The 20,282-nt window shown below is 73.6% G+C and carries 23 protein-coding genes and 1 riboswitch; of the genes, 3 read left to right on the top strand and 20 right to left on the bottom strand.

The genetic code is table 11. The features are described from left to right. Positions 1-62 precede the first annotated feature (62 nt). Complete coding sequence (locus tag ACFQQI_RS02070; RefSeq protein WP_378557177.1) at positions 63-839, top strand: IclR family transcriptional regulator; 777 nt, start codon at positions 63-65, stop codon at positions 837-839. Positions 840-845: 6 nt separating this feature from the next. Here the strand turns inward: ACFQQI_RS02070 and dmpG are convergent, their stop codons facing one another. The 3 genes from dmpG to ACFQQI_RS02055 are packed head-to-tail and all read right to left on the bottom strand — an operon-like array spanning position 846 to position 3,657. Further along, a complete protein-coding gene (dmpG, locus tag ACFQQI_RS02065; RefSeq protein ID WP_378557174.1) occupies positions 846-1,868 on the bottom strand; it encodes a 4-hydroxy-2-oxovalerate aldolase in 1,023 nt (340 codons plus the stop codon). Next, positions 1,865-2,827, bottom strand: coding sequence for an acetaldehyde dehydrogenase (acetylating) (locus tag ACFQQI_RS02060; RefSeq protein WP_378557171.1), 963 nt, complete (start codon positions 2,825-2,827; stop codon positions 1,865-1,867). The genes dmpG and ACFQQI_RS02060 overlap by 4 nt, the downstream gene beginning before the upstream one ends. Continuing rightward, entirely contained in the window at positions 2,827-3,657 is an 831-nt protein-coding gene (locus tag ACFQQI_RS02055; RefSeq protein WP_378557168.1) for a 2-keto-4-pentenoate hydratase, read from the bottom strand. Before ACFQQI_RS02055 ends, ACFQQI_RS02060 begins: the two co-directional genes overlap by 1 nt. Before the next feature lie 69 nt (positions 3,658-3,726). Here ACFQQI_RS02055 and ACFQQI_RS02050 point away from each other — a divergent pair, with 69 nt between their 5' ends. After that, positions 3,727-4,479, top strand: a complete 753-nt coding sequence (locus ACFQQI_RS02050; RefSeq protein WP_378557165.1) for an IclR family transcriptional regulator — start codon at positions 3,727-3,729, stop codon at positions 4,477-4,479. A 10-nt stretch (positions 4,480-4,489) separates the two neighbouring features. On the opposite strand, the gene ACFQQI_RS02045 is transcribed toward ACFQQI_RS02050, so the two are convergent. The 9 genes from ACFQQI_RS02045 to ACFQQI_RS02005 form a co-directional block, all read right to left on the bottom strand. Then, positions 4,490-4,942, bottom strand: a complete 453-nt coding sequence (locus tag ACFQQI_RS02045) for a Tad domain-containing protein (RefSeq protein WP_378557162.1) — start codon at positions 4,940-4,942, stop codon at positions 4,490-4,492. Beyond that, on the bottom strand, positions 4,929-5,381 hold the full coding sequence (locus tag ACFQQI_RS02040) for a hypothetical protein (protein WP_378557160.1): 453 nt from the start codon (positions 5,379-5,381) through the stop codon (positions 4,929-4,931). The genes ACFQQI_RS02045 and ACFQQI_RS02040 overlap by 14 nt, the downstream gene beginning before the upstream one ends. Next, complete coding sequence (locus tag ACFQQI_RS02035; RefSeq protein ID WP_378557157.1) at positions 5,378-5,770, bottom strand: TadE/TadG family type IV pilus assembly protein; 393 nt, start codon at positions 5,768-5,770, stop codon at positions 5,378-5,380. Before ACFQQI_RS02035 ends, ACFQQI_RS02040 begins: the two co-directional genes overlap by 4 nt. Then, on the bottom strand, positions 5,770-5,952 hold the full coding sequence (locus ACFQQI_RS02030) for a hypothetical protein (RefSeq protein WP_378557154.1): 183 nt from the start codon (positions 5,950-5,952) through the stop codon (positions 5,770-5,772). The genes ACFQQI_RS02035 and ACFQQI_RS02030 overlap by 1 nt, the downstream gene beginning before the upstream one ends. Before the next feature lie 21 nt (positions 5,953-5,973). Then, entirely contained in the window at positions 5,974-6,909 is a 936-nt protein-coding gene (locus ACFQQI_RS02025; protein ID WP_378557151.1) for a type II secretion system F family protein, read from the bottom strand. Further along, a complete protein-coding gene (locus ACFQQI_RS02020; RefSeq protein WP_378557148.1) occupies positions 6,906-7,757 on the bottom strand; it encodes a type II secretion system F family protein in 852 nt (283 codons plus the stop codon). The genes ACFQQI_RS02025 and ACFQQI_RS02020 overlap by 4 nt, the downstream gene beginning before the upstream one ends. Beyond that, positions 7,757-9,040 (bottom strand): CpaF family protein, encoded by a 1,284-nt coding sequence (locus ACFQQI_RS02015; RefSeq protein WP_378557145.1) that lies wholly within the window; start codon positions 9,038-9,040, stop codon positions 7,757-7,759. The genes ACFQQI_RS02020 and ACFQQI_RS02015 overlap by 1 nt, the downstream gene beginning before the upstream one ends. 101 nt (positions 9,041-9,141) lie before the next feature. After that, entirely contained in the window at positions 9,142-10,491 is a 1,350-nt protein-coding gene (locus ACFQQI_RS02010; RefSeq protein ID WP_378557142.1) for a hypothetical protein, read from the bottom strand. Then, positions 10,491-10,859 (bottom strand): hypothetical protein, encoded by a 369-nt coding sequence (locus tag ACFQQI_RS02005; RefSeq protein ID WP_378557139.1) that lies wholly within the window; start codon positions 10,857-10,859, stop codon positions 10,491-10,493. Before ACFQQI_RS02005 ends, ACFQQI_RS02010 begins: the two co-directional genes overlap by 1 nt. Before the next feature lie 200 nt (positions 10,860-11,059). On the opposite strand from ACFQQI_RS02005, the gene ACFQQI_RS02000 reads away from it, so the two are divergent. Continuing rightward, positions 11,060-11,659 (top strand): hypothetical protein, encoded by a 600-nt coding sequence (locus ACFQQI_RS02000; protein ID WP_378557136.1) that lies wholly within the window; start codon positions 11,060-11,062, stop codon positions 11,657-11,659. Positions 11,660-11,665: 6 nt separating this feature from the next. On the opposite strand, the gene ACFQQI_RS01995 is transcribed toward ACFQQI_RS02000, so the two are convergent. From ACFQQI_RS01995 to ACFQQI_RS01960, 8 genes are all read right to left on the bottom strand, one after another. Next, a complete protein-coding gene (locus ACFQQI_RS01995) occupies positions 11,666-12,214 on the bottom strand; it encodes a C40 family peptidase (protein ID WP_378557133.1) in 549 nt (182 codons plus the stop codon). Between the two features lie 6 nt (positions 12,215-12,220). Further along, a riboswitch (cyclic di-AMP (ydaO/yuaA leader) is annotated at positions 12,221-12,373 on the bottom strand. Between the two features lie 162 nt (positions 12,374-12,535). After that, a complete protein-coding gene (locus tag ACFQQI_RS01990) occupies positions 12,536-13,174 on the bottom strand; it encodes an ABC transporter ATP-binding protein (protein ID WP_378557130.1) in 639 nt (212 codons plus the stop codon). Beyond that, positions 13,171-13,995 (bottom strand): ABC transporter ATP-binding protein, encoded by an 825-nt coding sequence (locus ACFQQI_RS01985; protein ID WP_378557127.1) that lies wholly within the window; start codon positions 13,993-13,995, stop codon positions 13,171-13,173. Before ACFQQI_RS01985 ends, ACFQQI_RS01990 begins: the two co-directional genes overlap by 4 nt. Further along, positions 13,982-16,750, bottom strand: coding sequence for a hypothetical protein (locus tag ACFQQI_RS01980; protein ID WP_378557124.1), 2,769 nt, complete (start codon positions 16,748-16,750; stop codon positions 13,982-13,984). The genes ACFQQI_RS01985 and ACFQQI_RS01980 overlap by 14 nt, the downstream gene beginning before the upstream one ends. Before the next feature lie 4 nt (positions 16,751-16,754). Beyond that, on the bottom strand, positions 16,755-17,570 hold the full coding sequence (locus ACFQQI_RS01975; RefSeq protein ID WP_378557121.1) for an HAD-IIA family hydrolase: 816 nt from the start codon (positions 17,568-17,570) through the stop codon (positions 16,755-16,757). Further along, positions 17,570-18,784 carry a histidine kinase dimerization/phospho-acceptor domain-containing protein gene (locus ACFQQI_RS01970; RefSeq protein WP_378557118.1) on the bottom strand — a complete coding sequence of 405 codons (1,215 nt, stop codon included), beginning with the start codon at positions 18,782-18,784 and terminating at the stop codon, positions 17,570-17,572. The genes ACFQQI_RS01975 and ACFQQI_RS01970 overlap by 1 nt, the downstream gene beginning before the upstream one ends. Further along, on the bottom strand, positions 18,777-19,469 hold the full coding sequence (locus ACFQQI_RS01965; protein WP_378557116.1) for a response regulator transcription factor: 693 nt from the start codon (positions 19,467-19,469) through the stop codon (positions 18,777-18,779). The genes ACFQQI_RS01970 and ACFQQI_RS01965 overlap by 8 nt, the downstream gene beginning before the upstream one ends. 44 nt (positions 19,470-19,513) lie before the next feature. Then, a complete protein-coding gene (locus tag ACFQQI_RS01960; protein WP_378557114.1) occupies positions 19,514-20,137 on the bottom strand; it encodes a hypothetical protein in 624 nt (207 codons plus the stop codon). Positions 20,138-20,282: the final 145 nt, after the last annotated feature.

The raw sequence follows: 20,282 nt of genomic DNA, 5'->3' as shown, positions 1-20,282 counted from the left end.
TCATTGGTGGATGTGTCCGAGCGGTCAAGAGTGGCGTACCGCCCTGTGGGCAGGATGCAGGCGTGTGTCCGGAGGAGATCGACACCAAGAGCGTGCTGGGCAAGGTCGTGACGGTGCTGCAGGCATTCACCGTCGACGACCACGGCGTCAGCCTCGCCGAACTGGGTCGCCGTACCGGCCTGGCGAAGGCGACGCTGCACCGGACTCTCGGAGACCTGGTCGCCGTACGACTGGTCGACCGGACACCGTCGGGCTACCGCCTGAGCAGCCAGATGTTCGAGCTCGGCATGCGCGCCTCCGTGGAGCGAGGACTGCTCGAGGTCGCCACGCCGTTCCTCGAGGACCTCTACGAGCGCACCCACGAGATCGTGCACCTCGGAGTCCTCGAGGGCACGGAGGTGGTGTACGTCGGCAAGATCGCCGGCCACCGCCAGGCGTCCTCGCCGTCGCGTGTGGGGGGCCGGATGCCGCTCCACTGCACCGCGATCGGGAAGGTGCTGCTCGCGCACGGGGACGCGGACCTGTTCGTCCGGGTCGTCGGGGCAGGGCTGCCGCGCCGCACCCCGCGGACCATCGTCGCTCCCGGGCTCCTGCGCCGGCAGCTCAGCCTGGTCCGCTCCGCGGGCGTGGCGTACGAGTACGAAGAGTCGGCGACCGGCATCGCCTGTGTCGCCGCGCCGGTGCTGGACCGGGACGACAGGGTGGTGGCGGCCATCAGCGTGACGGGACCCGTCCACCGGTTCCGCCCCGAGGCCCACGCATCGGCGGTCAAGGCCGCGTCCGCCGGCACCTCGGCGATCCTGGCCCGCCGGGCTCAGCCGTCGGCTCCGGCAGGCTGACGGCTCCTACGCCGTGGCCGCGGTCGGGGCGGCCAGGTCGAGCGCGATGTCGATGATCATGTCCTCCTGGCCTCCGACCAGGTTGCGGCGGCCGCACTCCATCAGGATCTCGCGCACGTCGACGTCGTACCGGGCGGCCGCGTTCTCGGCGTGCCGCAGGAACGACGAGTAGACGCCCGCGTACCCGAGCGTGAGGGTCTCGCGGTCGACGCGGACCGGACGGTCCTGGAGCGGGCGGACGATGTCGTCGGCGGCGTCCTGCAACCGGAAGACGTCGCAGCGGTGCTCGAAGTCCAGCAGGTCGGCGACGGCGACGAACGCCTCGATCGGGCAGTTGCCCGCGCCGGCGCCGTGGCCGGCGAGGGAGGCGTCGACGCGGCGCACGCCGTTCTCGACGGCGACGACCGAGTTGGCGACCGAGAGCGAGAGGTTCTCGTGGGCGTGGATGCCGATCTCGGTCTCCGGCTCGAGGACGTCGCGGTATGCACGGACACGGTCGCGGACGTCGTTCATGGTCAGGCGGCCACCGGAGTCGGTGACGTAGACACAGTGAGCCCCGTAGGACTCCATCAGCTTCGCCTGCCTGGCGAGCTCCTCCGGCGGCGCCATGTGCGAGAGCATCAGGAAGCCGGCGACGTCCATGCCGATCTCGCGAGCGGCGGCGATGTGCTGGGCCGCGACGTCGGCCTCGGTGCAGTGCGTGGCCACGCGGACCGAGCGGACGCCCAGGTCGTAGGCGTGCTTCAGGTCGTGGATCGTGCCGACGCCCGGCAGCAGCAGCGTGGTGAGCCGCGCCCGGGTGATGGCCGACGCCGCCGCCTCGATCCACTCCCAGTCGGTGTGGGACCCCGGGCCGTAGTTGACCGAGCCGCCGGCGAGGCCGTCGCCGTGCGCGACCTCGATGGCGTCGACGCCGGCCTCGTCGAGCGCGACGACGATGCGCGTGACGTCGTCGGGGCTGATGCGGTGGCGGATCGCGTGCATGCCGTCACGCAGCGTCACGTCCTGGACGAAGATCGGGGTGCTCATGCTCGGACCTTCCCGGTGGCGGCGATCTTCTCGGCCATCTGGACTGCGGCCGAGGTCATGATGTCGAGGTTGCCGGCGTACGCCGGCAGGTACATGCCGGCGCCCTCGACCTTCAGGAACGTGCTGACCTGGTGGGTCGGACGGTCGGTGCGACCGTCGGCGAGCAAGGTCTCGACGGGCTGGTCGGCCGGGATCTCGGTGATCTGCACGTCCTGGACCAGCTGGTAGCCGGGGACGTACGCCGCCACCTCGGCGACCATCTTCCGGATGGAGTCGGCGACCTGCGCCCGGGCGGTCTCGCCGTCCGGTCCGGCCGGCAGCGTGACGAGGGCGAAGACGGTGTCGCGCATCATCAGCGGTGGCTCGGCCGGGTTGAGGATGATGACCGCCTTCCCGCGCTCGGCGCCACCGACCTCCACGATCGCCGTGGACGTCGTCTCGGTGAACTCGTCGATGTTCGCGCGGGTGCCCGGGCCGGCCGATCTCGAGGCGATCGACGCGACGATCTCGGCGTACGCGACCGGCACGACGCGGCTGATCGCCGCCACGATCGGGATGGTGGCCTGGCCACCGCAGGTGACCATGTTGACGTTCGGCGCGCCGAGGTGATCCTCGATGTTGACCGCCGGGATGACGAAGGGGCCGATGGCGGCGGGCGTCAGGTCGATCATCCGGATGCCGTGCGGGCTCAGCAGCTCCGCGTTGCGCCGGTGGGCGCCGGCCGAGGTGGCGTCGAAGACGATGCCGATCTCGTCGATCTGGGGCGACCCGAGCAGGCCCTCCACACCCTCGTGGGTGGTCTCGAGGCCGAGCTTCGCCGCGCGGGCGAGGCCGTCGGACGCCGGGTCGATGCCGACCATGACCCCCATCTCGAGGTGCTCGGCGTTGCGCATGATCTTGATCATCAGGTCGGTGCCGATGTTGCCCGACCCGATGATGGCCACCTTCGTGTTGCTCATCAGGACTCCTCGCCCATCGTGTTGATCAGGGTGAACTGGACGGCGCCGAGCGGCCGGACGACCGCGCGGACCCGGTCACCGGGGGCGATCGGCCGCATCGGGCCGAGCGCACCGGAGAGGATCACCTGCCCGGCTCGAAGCGGGTCGCCGAACCGGCGCGCCGTGCGGGCCAGCCAGACGACGGCGTCGATCGGGTCGCCGAGGCACGCGGCGCCGGTGCCGGTCGAGACCTCCTCGCCGTCGACGGTCATCGTCATCGTGACGTCCCGCGGCTCGAACTCGTCGAGCGTGAGGCGCTGCGGACCGAGCACGTAGGCACCGGAGGAGGCGTTGTCGGCGACGGTGTCGCTGAAGGAGATGTCCCAGCCCGCGACGCGGCTGCCGCAGATCTCGATGGCCGCGACGGCGTAGTCGATCGCGGCGCGGACCTGCTCGGCGTCGAGGTCGCCCTCGACGAGGTCGCTCTTGAGGACGAACGCCACCTCGGCCTCGGCGCGGGGCTGCAGGACCGCGCCGGCGGGCACGTCGTCACCCCCGTCGTACGCCATGTCGTCGAACAGCACGCCGAAGTCGGGTTGGGCGATGCCCATCTGCTGCTGCACGGCCGCGGACGTCAGCCCGATCTTGCGGCCGACGACGCGGGCCCCGGACGACAGCCGGGCCTCGGTCACCCGCTCCTGGACGGCGTACGCCGCCTGCACGTCGTCGCGCCCGATCAGGTCGCGCACGGGCGGGACCGGCGCGCCGGTCTCGGCGGCAGACAGCAGTCGGGTAGCCGCAGCGGCGATGGCATCGGTGCCGGCGTGGGCGGCGACGGTGGCTTCGGTCATGCCCCTCAGCATCCGGGTCGACGAGCCACGAGCGGAGCCGTTCGTTCCACTCACCGGTACGCTGTTCCCGTGGCCGCCGAGCTCGACACCGTCCTCGGGAAGGCGGTCGCGATCCTCCGCTCCTTCACGGCCGACGACCGCGTGCTGCCGCTGGCGGAGCTGGTCCGGCGCACCGGGCTGGCGAAGGGCACCGTGCACCGGGTCGCCGGCGACCTCGTCGAGCACCGGCTGCTCGACAAGACGCCGACCGGCTACCGGCTCTCGGGTGGCCTGTTCGAGCTGGGGCTGCGGGCCTCGGCCGAGCGCACGCTCCTGGAGATCGCCGTGCCGTTCCTGCAGGACCTCTACGAGCGCACGCACGAGACCGTCCACCTCGGCGTGCGCGAGGGCACCGAGGTCGTCTACATCGCCAAGATCGGCGGTCACCGCCAGGCCCGCACCCCGTCGCGGACCGGTGGTCGGATGCCGATGCACTGCACCGCGATCGGCAAGGCCCTGCTGGCCACCGCCGATCCGGAGCTGCAGCGCGAGGTGCTGGCCGGACCGCTCGAGCGGCGTACGCCGCACACCATCGTGGCGCCGGGCGTGCTGCTGAGACAGCTGCGCAAGTCCCTGGACACCGGCGTGACCTACGAGCGCGAGGAGTCGACGCCGGGCCTGCTGTGCGTCGCCGCCCCCGTGCTCGAGCCGGACGGACGCACGTCGATCGCCGCCATCTCGGTCACCGGCCCGGTGGGACGGTTCCGGCCCGAGACCCATGAGAACGCCGTACGCGCGGCGGCAGCCGGCCTCGGCACCACCCTGGCGCGCCGGCCCCGGTGACGAGCCAGACCTATCCCTCGGCCACGACGACCGCCGAGCCGGTGGCGCCGATCATCGCCACGTCGGGCGAGCCGGGGACCGTGAGCGGCAGGTCGAGGGGCGCGGTGACGTGGATCGTGACGGACGAGGTGGCCGGGTCGACGTCGACGTCGAACGCCAGGCCGGGATAGTCGGCGTAGGCACCGGACTGCTGGAGGAACTCCTGCACCGAGCCGCGCACCCGCTCGACGCTGAGCTCAAGGCGCCCCTCGGGCACCCCGCCGGCGTACACCTCCTCGCCGGTCGCGCCGAGGTCGGCGGCTCGCAGGGCTGCGCCGTCGGCGACGGTGTTGAGGCCCTGGCGCTGGAGGTACGCCGCCGACACGTCGACCACGGTCGCGACGGCCATCGCGAGCACCAGCGCGAAGCCGACGATCAACAGCGTCGTCTGGCCCTGCTCCCCACGGGGCTCACGGCGCCGCATCCGCGACCTCCTGGAACTGCCCGATCGGCACGGAGTGCGTCGAGTCGAGCGCGAAGCTCGGGGCACCGCCGCCGAGGATGTCGGGGATCAGCGGCAGGGCGACGCTCGACTCGACGACGACCGTGATCACCGAGGTCCCGCTGTGGCAGTCGTCCGGGTACGGCGTGCACGTGATCTGTACGGCGAGGGGCGCGCCACCGATCCCCTGGTCCTCGAGCGCCTGGCGGGCCGCGGCCTCCGCCCGAGCCACACCCACGGCGTGGTCGGGCGCCAGCGCGTAGGCGCGGCCGGCGGCCCGCGCGGCGCCCGAGACCGCGAACGCCCCGCGCTGCACCTCGAACACCGAGACCACGATCCAGAGCATCGGCACCAGCAGCAGGATGCCCAGCCAGCTCAGCTCGACCAGCGCGCTGCCGCGCTCGTCGCGGCGATGCTTCACGGCGGCTGCTCCTCCACGGCGTGACCCGTCACCTCGAGCGCGATTCCGGGGCCGCCGATGCCGAGCGCGGGGACGACGGCACGCACCGTGACGACGACGCCGGGTGCTCCGTCGACCGTCGCGGACTGCGCCGACACGTCGCGGGCGAATCGTCCCGAGATCGCACCGTCGATCTGGTCGCGAGTCCGCGCAGCGCCGTCTGCCGGCCCGCGGTCGAGCGTCGCGGCGTACCGCGCCCCCTCGGACGCCGCCGACGCGAGCGTGTTGCGCACCAGCAGCACGAGCGCGACCTGCAGGATGCCCAGGAACACCGGCACGAGCACGACGAGCACCAGCACGAAGTCGACGACCGCCGAGCCCCGGTCGTCGCGTCCGTGCCGAAGCGGCACTACCGCACCTTGGCGAGTGCCGAGCTGACCATGTCCTGCAGGGCCGGGCCGGCGATCGCGGTGATGCCGACGACGAGCCCCGCCGTCATCACGGTGATCATCACCCAACCGGGCACGTCACCGCGCTCGTCGCGCTCGCGTGGGGACAGCCAGGCCGCGAGGGCGAGGACGAGATGGTTCATCGACTTCCTCCTTGTGGGACGTCACGGGGTGGTCAGGGAGAGCCCGACGACGCCGGGCCAGAACGCGAAGAGCACGGTCACCGGCAGCACCAGGAAGACGACGGGCACCATCATCAGCACCTCGCGCCGGGCGGCCGACTCGATCAGCTCGCGGCGCCCGGCCTCGCGCACGTCCGCGGCCTGGGCGTGCAGCACGTCGGCGAGCGGCGTGCCGCGCTCGACAGCCACCGCGACGCCCTGGGCGAAGCGGGACACGACGGGCAGCCCGCTGCTCGCGGCCAGCGCGTCGAACGCCGACGCGACCGGCTCGCCGGTGCGGATGGCGGCGAGCACCCGGGCGAGCTCGCGGGAGAGCTCGCCGCCGCTACGGCGTACGACGCGGTCGAGCGCCATCACGGGGCTCTCACCGGCCGCGACCGCCAGGGCCAGCAGCTCGGCGACGGTCGGGAACTCGGCGAGGATCTGCCGCTCGCGTCGTCGCACCTGCCCGGTGAGGTGGTTGTCGCGAGCCAGCACCCCGGTCACGAACGCGATCGCGCACACGATCGCCCACAGCAGCACGCTGCCCGGCTGCGAGAGAGTGCGGACCACGGCGACGGCCGCGGTGGTGGCGAAGGTCACCAGGCCCCAGACGACCTGCTCGATCCGGAACTCGTGGACGCTCTTGTCGATGCCGGCTCGCGCGAGCCGGCGCTCCACCGAGGCCGCACCGCCGAGCACCCGCTCGACGCCGTCGGCCGCCGACCGCAGCAAGGGCCCGAAGACGCCCACGGCCGCCGACGTGGGCGGCGGGCTGACCCGCGGAACGGCCCCGTCGAGGGTCGGGAGGTCGCGTACGTAGGGCAGCACCCGGAGGGCGAGCTGCGGCCGCCGGATCGCCCGGACCCGGGCCAGGACGAGCAGCAACCCGGCGGCCGAGGTGGCGCCGAGGAGCGCTCCCCACATCGCGGGCGTCATCCGAGGATCCGTCGCTCGACGGGCAGGCGCCCGATCCGCATCATCAGCCGGTAGGCGACCACGCACACTCCGGCGCCGACGACGAGGACGACCACGCCGACCGGCGAGGCGTAGCGACGGATCACGTCGTGCTGGAAGGACATCAGCAGCAGCACCAGCCAGGGCGACGCGACGGCGAGCCGGGCGCCGTTGACGGTCCACGCCTGTCGCGACTCCATCTCGGAGCGGGTGCGCAGGTCCTCACGCAGGTATGTCGACAGGTTGCGCAGCAGCCGGCCGAGCTCTCCACCGCCGACCTCGCGGGCGACCCGCAACCCCTCGACCACACGGTCACCGACGGGGTCGGCGAGCCGGTCCTTGAGCCGGTCCAGCGACTCCCCGAAGCGGCCGGTGACCTGGTAGTCCAGCGCGAACTGGTCGAACGCCGGCCGCAGCGGCGCCGGGCCGCGCACGGCAAGGCCGGCCAGGGCATCGGGCAGCGACATGCCGGCTCGCACGGCCGACGTCAGGTTGTCCACGGCCTCCGGCCAGACCTCCGCGAGCTCCCGCTGACGCCGGCGGGCCCGCCCGGACACGACCGCGACCGGCAGACAGCCGCCCATCGCGCCGAACGCGAGCGCGACCGGCGGCGTACCCGAGACGACCTGCATCAGCAGCGTCGTGACCACGGCGCACACCACGCAGAGCAGCACGAACCCGGTCACCGAGACCTGGCCGAGCCCCGCCCGCGCGAGCAGGTCCGTCGTACGTCGTGCCCGCGGCGCCCGGGACGATCGGCGCGGGAGGAAGAAGGCGCTCCAGACCAGCAGCAGGCCGATGCCCACGCCGAGCCCGACCAGCGCGCCCATCAGGACGCCTCGGCCAGGATCCGGTGCACGTCGATGCCGGCGCGCTCGAACCGCTCGAGGTGGGGCGGCAGCCCGCCCGTCCGGCACAGCTCCCCGCCGCGGCGGTCGAAGACCGGCTCGGTCTCGATGACGTCCTGCTCCACCCGCCCGGGCACGCCGACGATCTCGTTGACCCGTCGGATGCCGCGCTCGTCGACGCCGAGGTGGACGACCAGGTCGACGGAGGCGGCGACGGTCGGGACCACGAAGCGCGCCGAGATGTTCTCCCCCGCCAGCAGTGGCAGGGTGCACATCTTCACCAGGGCCTCGCGGGCGCTGTTGGCGTGGATCGTGCACATGCCGGGCAGCCCGGCGTTGAGGGCGAGCAGCAGGTCGAGGCACTCCTCGGCGCGGACCTCGCCGACGATGATGCGGCTCGGCCGCATCCGCAGGCTCTCCTTGACGAGGTCGCGCAGCTTGACCTCGCCGGTGCCCTCCAGCCCGGACTGCCGGGTCTGGAGCGCGACCCAGTCCGGGTGGGGGAAGCGGAGCTCGAAGACCTCCTCGGCCGAGACCACCCGGTCGCCGCCGGGGATCGCGGCAGCGAGGCAGTTGAGCATGGTCGTCTTCCCGGCCTGGGTCCCGCCGGCGATGAGGATGTTGAGCCCGGCGCGCACCGAGGCCTCGAGGAACGCCGCGGCCGCGGGCGTCAGGCTGCCCAGCTCGACCAGCTCGCCGAGCCGGCCGGCGCGGAGCACGAACTTCCTGATGTTGACCGCCGAGAATCCACGGCTGATCCCCTCGAGCACGACGTGGAGCCGGTGCCCCTCCGGCAGCATCGCGTCGACGAACGGGCTGCTGACGTCGATGCGTCGCCCGCTCGACTTCAGCATCCGCTCGACCAGCTCCTGCACCTGGGCGCTCGTCAGCACCAGGGTCGTCAGCTCGTGCCGGCCGTTGCGGGCGATGAACACGCGACTCGGGTCGTTGATCCACACCTCTTCGACGGTGGGGTCGTCGAGGAACTGCTGCAGCGGCCCGAAGCCCGAGACCCGGGCCACCAGCTCGCCCACCATCGCGCCGACGTCGGGCACCGGGGCGACGAGGCCGGTCAGGCTGCGCTCGTCGTGGTCGCGGACCACGTCCTCCGCGATCCGCCGCACCAGCGTCGGGTCGCGCTGCGGGTCGACGCCCTCGCGGCGCACCAGCTCGCGGACGTGCTGGTCGAGCTGCTCGACGAGCTCACCGTGCGCGCCGCGAACGCCGTCCTGAGTACGGCGCGGCGCCGGATGGGTCAGTGCCATGGGCTCCCCCGAGCTGGATCCTTGCCGCCAGTCTCTCCGCCGACAGGCTCCGCGAAACAGACCCGATCAGCGATCTGTGGACAACGACCGGGCAGGTGCCCTCAGTCGAGGACGCCGGGGGCTGCGCCCTCGTCGTCGACCCAGTCCTCGCCGGCGTCGAAGAGCTCGCGCTTGCGGCCCTTCTCGTCGTCCTTGGCGCTACCGCTCCGACCGCCGGTTCCGGCGCCGCCGGCGGCGCGGCCGCCTGCGCCTGCGCGGCCCGAGGAGCCCGATCGTCCGGTGGCGCCGGCGCCGCCGCGACCGGCCGCGCCTGCACCCGAGCGCCCGGTGGCACCGGCTGCGCCGCGGCCCGTCGCTCCGGCGGTGCCGGCGCGTCCGGTGGCGCCGGCGGCGCCCGCCGCGCCACGGCCGAGAGTTCCGGCTGCACCGGCGCGCGCCGTGCTGCCGATGCCGCGGACGGCGCTCGACGCCGTACCGCGTCCGGCCGTGGCCGAGCCACCCGGGAAGAGCCCGCCCTTGAGCGCACCGGTGAGCTTGGCGCCGATCACGCCGGCGGCCGCGCCGCCGCCGACGGCGCCCGCCGTGCCGGCACCGATGGTGCCGAAGCCGGAGAGGCCCTCGGAGCCGGCCGTCCCGCCGGTGCCCGTGACGGTGGCGTCGACGGGCGTGGGCGTGAACGCGAAGTCGGGGACCGATCCCGGCGTCCCTCCGGGCCCGTCGCCACCGGGGGTGCCGGCATGGCCGGGTCCGTCGGTCGGCTCCCAGGCCGGGTCGAGCCCGGGCTCCCAGACCGGGGTGCCGATGACCCCGTCCCCGGGCCTGCCCTTGCCGCCTCCGGGCGCGCCGACGGCGCTGCCGGTCATGCCCGAGGGCATGCTGCCGGCGCCGCCGGAGCCGGAGGTCGAGGGCGGCGGGGGCGGCGGCGGGTCGGGCTCGCCGTGGATCTTCTTCATCGTCTCGGTCGACTTCTCGAGCGACTTCTCGAAGGCGTCGGCCGCGGCGCGCGCCCTCTCCTCCTGGTCGGCGTACGCCTGGGCCGCTGCCTGCTCACGCCCCTTGCTCTGCGCCTCCCGCTGGAGGTCCTCCGGCGGCGGGTTCGGCCCCGACGCCCGGAACGGCGTGGGCTGGGAGATGTCCTTGGTGCCCTTCTCGGCATCCTTGGCCGCCTTGACCGCGGCCCCGGCGTCGATGAGCGCGCTGGAGCCCTCCGTCAGCACGTCGGCCTTGGCGTTCAGCGCCTTCGACGACGTCGCGAAGGCCTTCTGCACGGCGGGGCCGGTCTCGCCACCGACCGCCCAGCCGACGGTCGACCCGGCGCCCTCCAGGTAGGTGCCGATGTCGCGCAGCAGCGTGCTGCACTTGATCCACTCGGTGGCGGCACTGTTGACGTTCTCCTCGTCCGCGCCGCCGATGGCCTGGCGCAGCCGCTCGACCTGAGGTCCGACCACCATCAGTCCGTCCCCCCGTCGTTGTGCAGGTCGTGCGAGTTCAGGCTGGTGCCAGCGTCGAGCAGCTCGCGCCTGCGCGACGGCGTCAGGGCGGCGGCGGCCTCGAAGTCGCGCTCGCTGAGGTCCCGGACGAAGTCGTTGAGGTTGGTGGCATAGCCCTGGAGTCCGGCGGCCATCTGGTTCAGCGCGTCGACCACGTGCTGGTGCGCGACGTTGGTGTGGTGCCCCATCTGGGCACCATGCGTGGATCCTCCGAACACGCCGGCCCCTGTCTGCATGGGGCTGGCCTCTTTCATGCTGCTCGCATGGTTGTCGAGAATCTCCCGACACTGGTTCACCAGGGCCTCCGGCAGCCCCAGCACCGTCAGCACGTCAATCGGTCCCATTGCGTGTGTCGCCCTTCCCCCGAGTGGCGCTTCGCGCGCCTTCCGTTCCTCGCCGGTGGACTGCCCCGACCGGGCGGTGCTGAAACCTCCGACTCCGTCCACCGGTCGGTCAGGTTTCACAACGATCGGGCGCGGCTAGGGTGACACCGTCGAATCCGGCGACTCTCGGACCCAGGAGGCCCCGCGTGGCTCACCCGCTCCAGGCCCGCGCGGCCCTCGCCGCCACGATCGCGGCCCTGCTGCTGCCACTCGCGGCCTGCGGCGGCGACGAGCCCGGCGGCGCCGACGAACCGTCGGCATCGCCATCCGAGTCGGCCTCGGAGTCTCCCGCTCCGAGCGAGGAACCCTCGTCGACGGTCGCCCCCGCGTCCGGGCCGCTCCTCGAGCTCCCGAACGCGGAGCTCCACGTCCCCGAGGGCTGGACGAAGGACGAGGCGATGATCGACCTGCAGTCCGGCGCCACCGGTCCCGACAGCACCTCCTCGGCCACGCTCACGGCCATCGAGATGCCGGCGGCCGCTCCTGATCTCCCGCTCGCGGAGCTGACCAGGAACGCGCTGAAGTCGGCGCCGACCCCGAAGCCGAAGGTCCTGGACACCGTCCAGATCGGGGAGGTCGACTGGTACCACCTGAGCGGTGAGACCGGCGGCCAGCACGCGGAGTCCTTCGGCACGGTCAACGACGGCTACCAGACGACGATCAACTTCTTCTTCTTCCCGACCATTCCGGTCCGGGAGCGGGAGGAGGTCATCGCCACCAGCCTTGCCTCCTTCGCCTGGCGCTGACCGGGGTCAGCCCCGACCGCGGAGCGTCCCGGCGAACCACGAGTTGGACCACACCCGGTCGGTGCGCACCCGGGTGCCGGAGTACGGCGAGTGCAGCACCATCCGGTGCCCGCGGTACCAGCCCGCGAAGACGCCGACGTGGTAGACGCCACCGCCACCCGTGAAGAACATCAGGTCGCCGCGTCGCATCGCCGAGCGGGGGATGTGCCGGGTGAAGCCGGCCTGTGCGGCCGATGTGCGGGGGATGCCGCCGAAGCCGGCCCGGCGGAAGCTGTAGTACGTCAGGCCGGAGCAGTCGAAGCGGTTCGGGCCGGCGCCGCCGTAACCGTACGGATCGCCCTTCTGGGCCACCGCGGTGCGCATCGCGACCTCGACGCGGCTGGGCTTGCGCTTGGGCTTGTCCTGGCGCTCGCGCTTCACCTGGTCGGTCGTCGCCGAGTGTGCCTCGGAGATGGGTGCGGTGCTGAGCAGTCCGATCGCGAGGGCGCCGCTGACGATGACGCGGGCACCCGCGCGGGTACAGGAGCGCAGGACAGTAGGAAGTGCTGTGGACATGTGCGTGGTTCCTCCCCACGCCTGTGAGGTGAGCTGTCGGGTTCGGGCAGGAAGGTGCCCGGCCGCGCTGGCGCGGCTTCACCCCGAGCGGCCGTGTGGCCGCGAAGAACCTGTGGGTCCCCCACTCCTGCCCGTGTGTTCGATCGTCGGTCGCGGTCCGGCCGCGACCAAGGTGGACCGGTGCCACGGACGGGCAGGACTCGGCGTACCCGGGACCGGCTGTGCTGGTGCAATCGTCAACGACGCTACCCACCTGGTCGGGTGAACCAACCCTCCATCGCCGCAAACCGGACGCAGATCACATAGTCGCGCGCGTGTGATTCAGGAGAGGACCCGGCCCTCGTCGAGCCGCACGACCCGGTCCGCGACCTCCCAGATCCGCTGGTCGTGGGACGCGACGAGGACCGCGGATCCGACGCGGGCGGCGTCCGCGAGCACGCCGATCACCTGGCCGACGTGGTCGTCGTCCTGGTGCCCGGTGGGCTCGTCGAGGATCGCCAGGCGGGGCGCGAGGACGAGCGCCCGCGCGACCGCGACCCGCTGCTGCTCGCCGAGCGACGTCTCGGTGACCCCGCGGTGTGCGAACTCCCCGATGTCCAGCGCCTCGGCGAGACGCGCGAACGCCGCCCCCGGGTCGACCTTGGCGCGCAGCGCCGGCAGCGTGACGTTGTCGCGCACCGAGAGCCCCGCCAGCAGCCCGTGCTGCTGGGGCACGACCGCGATCCGCGACCAGTCGGCGACATCGGCGGTCGGGCTGCCCCCGAGGGTCGCCGTGCCGTGCTCGGGCCGCTCGATGCCGGCGGCGAGGTGGCACACGGTCGTCTTGCCCGACCCCGACGGCCCGGCCAGCGCGACCAGCTCCCCCGGCGCGACGACGAGCGAGACGCCGTGGAGCACCTCGACGCGGCCGGTGCCGGCGCCGTACCCGTGCCGGACGGCGGCCATCTCCAGGGCGCTCATTCGGACACCTCCGGTGGTCGCAGGCGTACGCCGTCGCCGTCGTCCTCGATGATCACGCGCCGCGAGGGGAAGAGGTCCAGCAGCGCGGGCGGCAGCTGGAGCCGGCCGGTCGCGTCGATCACGGCGGTGGTGTCGCGACGGGTCGTCTCGCTGGAGAGCACGCCGTGCCGGAGCCGGAGCAGCCGATCGGCGCGGTGCATGATCCGCTCGTCGTGGCTGCTGATCACGACCGCGGCGCCGGCCGCGGCGGCGACGAGCAACGCGTCGACGACGAGGTCGGCGTTGGCGTGGTCGAGCTCGGCCGTGGGCTCGTCGGCGACGATCAGGCTCGGCGTGCCGGCGAGGGCGACGGCCACGGCCAGCCGCTGCTGCTCGCCGCCGGAGAGCGCGGCCGGCAGGTGGTCGGCCCGGTGCTCGAGGCCGACGGCCGCCAGCGCGTCGTACGCACCGTCGGCGGCGCCGCGCCAGGCGCCGACCTGGCGCACCTGGTCGACCGCGCGCAGGTGCGGGAAGACGCCGAGCGACGACCGCTGCGGCACGAACCCGATCCTCGATCGCCGCAGCGCGCGGAGCTGGCGGGTCGACGCGACGACGACGTCGCTGCCGAGGACCGCGAGCCGGCCGGCGCTCGGCCGGTCGCGCGCGCCGAGGAGGGTCAGCAGGCTGCTCTTGCCCGAGCCGGACGGTCCTGCGACGACCGTGAGCGCGCCCGGGTGGACCTCGAGTCCGATCCCCCGCAGCGCATGGGTCTCCCCCGTCGCCGAGCGGAAGACCTTGACGAGGTCCTCGCAACTGGCGGCCACGGTCTCAGACGCCGGCACGGAGCACCTCCGCGGGGTGTCGGCGCCGGGCGCGCCAGGCGCCGAGCAGCCAGGCGACCAGGACGGTCGCGACGAGCACCCCGACCAGTACGGCGACGTCCGCGAGCCCGGGTCGCGGGCGGGTGAGCGGCGGGATGGTGGCGGTCGCGTCGATGATCGTGGGGAGCAGCACGAGCACGGTCGAGGCGAGGACGGCGGCGAGGACGGCCGTGGCGACGGCGTACCCGACCTCCCACGCGCGCGAGCGCGCGAGCTCCGAGGGGCGCCAGCCCATCCGCGCGAGCAGCACGTCGGAGACGCTGTCGCGGTCGGCGAGCCGCAGTGCCAGCACGAGCGCACCGGCGACGGCGAGCACGAGGACGACGACGCCGAGGGCGAGCACGTAGCCGGCGGCCCAGGTCGCGGCGACGAGGCCGCCCCCGATCTGCGCCTGGGTCTGGTTCGTGACCTCGCCGTCGGTCGCGACGCCGGCGTCGGCGAGGCCGCGGCGGAGCACCCGGGCGGGGTCCGCCGACCACACTTCGGAGCTGAAGACCCCGGCGTCGCCGCTGGACGCACCGCGGCGGCCGGGGTGCACCGTCGGGAACACCAGGCGGAAGAGCCGCTGGGTGTCGGCGACGACCGTCACGGCGCCGGTGTCGGTCTCCGATCCCGGGAACGCCGGGACGACCCCCACGACCTCGAACGGGATCTGGAACTCGCCGCTGAAGTCGAGCGTGCCGTGGTCCCCGGCGTCGAGGTCGGTGTCGCCGGACAGCAGCACCGGGAGGCCCTTGGCCTCGCGGTCGAGCCTCGGCAGCAGGTCGCGGCCCGCGTCGAGGTCGCCGGAGCCGCCCCAGTCGGCGACCGCGGCGAACGAGCCCGTGTCGACGGCCATCAGCGGGTTGTCGCCGAACGCGGGCGGCAGCGCCACCGTGCGCCGCCACACGATCGAGGTGCCCTCAGCGGGCGGGGTCGACAGCACCGCCGTACGACGCGGGCCCTTCATCCCGCCACCCCGGAAGTCCTCGGCGACCTGGATCGTCGTGGCCGCACCGGCCAGGGCCGCGGTCTTGTCCGCGACTCCCTCGTCGATCCCGCGGTGCACGGTGAGCGCATAGGCGAACAGCCCGAGGCCCACGGCGACGACGGCGGTGAGGGCGGTGACCTCGCGGACGACGGGGCCGGTACGGCGCGTGGCCAGCCAGCGCGGCCGGCCGGGATGGGTGCGGGCCGGCCGGCGCGAGCGCAGCCAGCCGACGGCGCGGGCGACCAGCACGGCGACCGACCCTGCGACCAGCACGGGGAGGGCCATCGTCAGCGGCGCCTCGGCCCGGTCGGTGACGTCGACGGTGAAGACCGCGACGGCGACGGCGACCGTGGCCGCGAGCAGCGCCGCCGTCCACGGCACGGCGCGACGGCCCCGGCCGAGGAGCGACAGCCGGGCCAGGCTGTCGGTGCCGACGGCGGACAGCGCCGCGGTCGCCACGACGAGCGCCAGCCCGATGCCCGCGGCCACCGCCGCGCGCACGAGGTCGCCGGTCGAGGTGACGAGGCCGGTGTCGGTGGGCGGACCGGCGGTCAGCACGCCGAGGCAGGCCAGCCCGAGCCCGGCCGGTACGGCGAGCAGCGCGACCGGCAGCATCTCCAGACCGGCCAGGGCGGCGAGCTGGCCGGGGCTCAGGCCGAGCCCGGAGACGAGCAGCTGCTCGCGCCGTCGGCTGCGGCCCAGCAGCACCCACGCGGCCACCAGCAACGCGGCCGCGAGCGCCTGGCCGGCGACGGCGTACGGCCGCACCTGCTCGCGGGCGGTGCGGGCGGTCCCGTCGGTCTCGAACGCGATGTCGGGCAGTCCGGTGAGCACATTGAGCTCGGCTCCACCCTCCGGCTCGGTCCCGAGCAGCGCGCGGTAGAGCGCCGCGCGGGAGTCGAACGCGTCGTTGCCGAGCCGCTGGAGCTGGGTGACCGCTGCCGCCGCGTCGTCGGGGCTGATGTCGGCGTCGAGCGGGAGCTCGGCGAGGTAGAGCGGTATCTCCCCGGCATTGAGCACCAGCCGGTCGAAGGTGTCGCGGCCGGCAATCGCCAGCGGGGTCTTCCTGCTCGGGTCGTCGGGGTCGTAGGGCACGAACCACCGGTCGGCGTCGGGGTCGTCGGCGATCGCCTTCGGGAGCGCGGAGCCCGGCGCGGTCTCGTAGGTGCCGGCCACCTTCGTGCGGACCAGCGACGGCGGCGTGGCGATCAGGAAGGTCGGGACCAGGCCGAGCCGGATCACGTCGCCGGTCTCGACCCCCAGGTCGGCGGCGACGTCCTCGGCGAGCCAGACCCCGTCGGCGTCCTCGTCGCCGCCGATCGCCTCGATCGCGCCGTCGCGGTACCAGATCTCCGACCCGGCCCTGCGGCCGTCGGCCTCCACCACGGCGCGACGGGTACGGTTCTGCCCGTTGCCGGCCGCCGTCAGGACGGGGTCGCCGTACCCGCGCAGCGCAGCGAGCCGCTCCATCACGACGGCCTCGCCCTCCGGAAGGAGAACGGCGTCCCAGGTCACCCGCAGGTCGGCCGACTCCGAGCCGTACGGCGCGCCCGCCGCAGCGCGCAGGCCGTCGGAGAGCGCGGTCGCGCGCGCGGTCGCCGCGAACATCGGCGGCGCGACGACGGACGCCACGAAGAGGGTGGCCGCGACCAGGACCAGCAGCAGCCAGCCCGGCGTCCGCAGCAGGCGGAGCGGCGCCGCCCGCCACAGCGCCCCGCGCCGAGCACGGGCGGGGGCGCTGGTCACGGCGTCAGACTACGGACGTGGGAGCGCTCCCGCCACCGATCTCGGGAACCAGGTCGGCGATCGAGTCGACGACGCGGGTGGGCCGGTAGGGGAACCTCTCGACCTGGTCGGGACGGGTGGACCCGGTCGTCACCAGCACGGTGCGCAGCCCCGCCTCGAGACCGCTGATGATGTCGGTGTCCATCCGGTCGCCGATCATCACCGTCGTCTCCGAGTGCGCCTCCAGCCGGTTGAGCGCGCTGCGCATCATCAGCGGGTTCGGCTTGCCGATGAAGTACGGCGTGCGCCCGGTCGCGGTGCTGATCAGCGCGGCGACCGACCCGGTCGCGGGCAGCATCCCGTGCTGGCTCGGCCCGCTCGGGTCGGGGTTGGTCGCGATGAACCGGGCGCCGGCGGCGACCAGCCGGATGGCGCGGGTGATCGCCTCGAACGAGTAGGTGCGGGTCTCCCCCAGCACCACGTAGTCAGGGTCGCGGTCGGTCATCACGTAGCCGACGTCGTGCAGGGCCGTGGTCAGGCCGGCCTCGCCCACGACGTACGCCGTGCCGCCGGGTCGCTGCTCGTCGAGGAACTGCGCCGTCGCGAGCGCAGAGGTCCAGATCGACTCCTCGGGCACGTCGATGCCGCTGCCGAGCAAGCGGGCGCGCAGGTCTCGCGGGGTGTAGATCGAGTTGTTGGTGAGCACCAGGAACGCCAGTCCGGAGGCCTTCAGCGCCTCGATGAACTCCTGCGCACCCGGGATCGGCACCTCCTCGTGGACGAGCACGCCGTCCATGTCGGTCAGCCAGGTCTCCACGGGACGGTGAGTCATGTCGAGCATTATCGCCGCGGCAGGATGACGTCGACGCCGTCGGCGGGGTGGTCGCCGGTGACCCGCCCGCCGAGTGCCTCGACGACCACGCGGACCTGGCTCATCCGGTCCAGGCTCTCCCCGTCGAGGTCCTTCTCCGGGGTTCGGTCGGCGCACAGCACGTGGATGCGCAGGTGCCCCGCGGGGTCGCCGTGGAAGACGATCCGGACCGCACCCTTGCCACGGCGTACGACGTCGGCGAGGAGCAGGTCCGTCGCGTGCTCGACCGGTCCCGGCGTGTAGGTCAGCGTGAGGTCGCCCTCGACCGCGGCCGTGAGCGCGCGGTTGCGGGCGGCGAGCCGGTCGGCCCAGCGCTGCGCGAGCTGGGTGGAGAGCTCGGAGAGCGGGACCTCCGCCCCGACCACGAGGCTGCCGCGCCGGGTGATCTCGACGAGCTCGGCGGCGACCGTGGCCACCTGCTCGACGCGGGCCAGGCAGCGGGTGACGGTCTCCTGCGCGTCCTCCGGCAGGTCGTCGCGCATCGAGAGGTCCTCGAGCTCGAGCCGGATGCCGGTGAGCGGGGTGCGCAGCACGTGGGAGGCGTGCTCGGCGAACGCCCGCTCGCGGTGGACGCGGTCCTCCAGGGCGAGCGCGCTGGAGCGCAGCGCGTTGGCGATCGCGCGGGCCTCGGGGATGCGGGTCTCCGGCAGGTCCAGGTCGAAGCGCCCCCGGCCGAGCGCGGCCGCGGCGACCGCGAGCTTCTGGAAGGGCGCCGAGAGCAGCGCGGCGATGACCAGGCCGGCCAGGCCGGCGACGACGGCGATCAGCAGGAAGAGCGCCGCGATCGACCCGAGGTCGCGCCCCACGACGTCGTTGGCCACCGACGACGGCTCGCTGACGGTCACCGTCGTGTCGGCGGCGCCGTCGACCACGGCGGTCGCCGAGATGTCGTCGCCGTCGTCGTCCTCGTAGTCCTCGCCGGTGACCACGATCTCGGAGTCGCCGACGGCGAGGACCAGCCGGTCGTCGGGGCCGACGAGTTTCTGCAGCATCTCCTCGTCGACGGCCCCGCCGGCGGCCTGCCGGTCGGCCACGATCGCGGCGACGAGGCTGGCCTGCTGGTCCAGCTGGCCGGCGACCTGCTCGCGGACCATGTCGCGCAACACGAAGGTCCGCACCAGTCCGGCCCCGAGGAGCAGGACGATGGTGAGGATGATGAAGGCAGCTGTCAGGCGCTCACGCATCGGGTGAGCCCTCGAGGCGGAACCCCACGCCCCGGACAGCCACCACCCGATCGGTCACGCCCACGCTCTCGAGCTTCTGGCGCAACCGACCGATCGTGACGTCCAGCGTCTTGGTCGAGCCGTACCAGTTCTCGTCCCACACGTCGGCCATCAGCCGGCCGCGGGAGACCACCTTGTCCCGGTTCGCGGCAAGGATGCTCAGCACCTCGAACTCCTTGCCCGTCAGCGGGACCTCCTCGGCGCCGGCGTAGACCCGACGGGCCTCGACGTCGATGCGCAGCCCGTCGTCGACGGCATCGTCGCTCGTGCCGGCGAACGCTGAGGAGGTACGGCGCAGCAGCGCGCGGACCCGCGCCTGCAGCTCGGCCAGGCCGAACGGCTTGGCCAGGTAGTCGTCGGCCCCGTAGTCGAGACCGACCACCCGATCGAGCTCGCCGGCCCGGGCGGTGACGATGATGATCGCCCCCTGGTAGCCGGCTTCCCGGGCTCGACGGCAGACCTCGAGGCCGTCCATGTCCGGGAGTCCCAGGTCGAGGATCACGAGCTCCGGCGTCGTCGCGAGCGTGTCGAGGGCCTTCTGACCGCTCTCGACCCACTCGACGTCGTAGCCCTCGCGCTCCAGCGTGCGGACGAGGGGGAACGCGATGTCCTCCTCGTCCTCCACGACCATGACCCGGTGCGCCATGGGAGCGAGCATAGGGGCACGGAGGAGCTCGCCGACGGCACTATTCACGGTTCGCTCCTCGCGTGCGGCGCGGCGTCGGCCCCGCCCGAGCGCACGGCGACCACCTCGGCGGGCGTCTCGACGGGCGTCTCGGCGGGGCGCGGCGACGGCGTACCCCGGCGGCGGCCGCGGGCCGTCAGCGCCACCAGCACCACCGCCGAGGCGATCGTCAGGACCCAGCCCAGCGGGTGGAAGAGGACGAGGTACGCCCAGCCCACCCATGGGAGCGCGAACTCGACACGGGGCACTGCCGGGCCGTCCGGGCGCAGCGTCCACGGGTCGGCCGACGGCAGCGCGTCACCCTGCGTGACGATGCCGTCGGGCCCGATCGCCACGATCCGATGGGTCACCATGGCGTCCCCATCGGCACCGCCTGGGCGCGGATAAGTGATGACGTCCCCGACCCGGAGGTCGCCGACGGGCACGACCCGCTCGAAGGCGATCGACCCACGAGAGAGGCCGTCGTCGCCGGCGCCGTCCATCGACGTACTCGTGATGACGTAGCGCTCGAGGCCCAGGCCGGTCGGCAGCAGCACGAGGAGCGAGACAGGCACGAGGAGCACCGCGAGCAGCACCCATCGGCCCCACGGCGTCGGCGCCGGGGGGCGGGGAGCGGTCGGGATCTCCATCGTCGTGCTTTCCGAGAAGGGGGTCAGGGTCCAAGGCGACGGCCCCTGCCGGCCCGGCGCGTCCCCCGAGCGCCGGGCCGGCAGGTGCCTACCCTCCAGAGCGCCGTCCGCGCCTCCCCCCGGATGCGCGCACGGATGCCCGTGG

This window comes from Nocardioides sp. GCM10030259, assembly GCF_042666375.1.
Taxonomy (GTDB): Bacteria; Actinomycetota; Actinomycetes; order Propionibacteriales; family Nocardioidaceae; genus Nocardioides.
The sequence above is the reverse complement of the archived record's forward strand: the minus strand, read 5'-3'. Positions and strand labels throughout refer to the sequence as shown.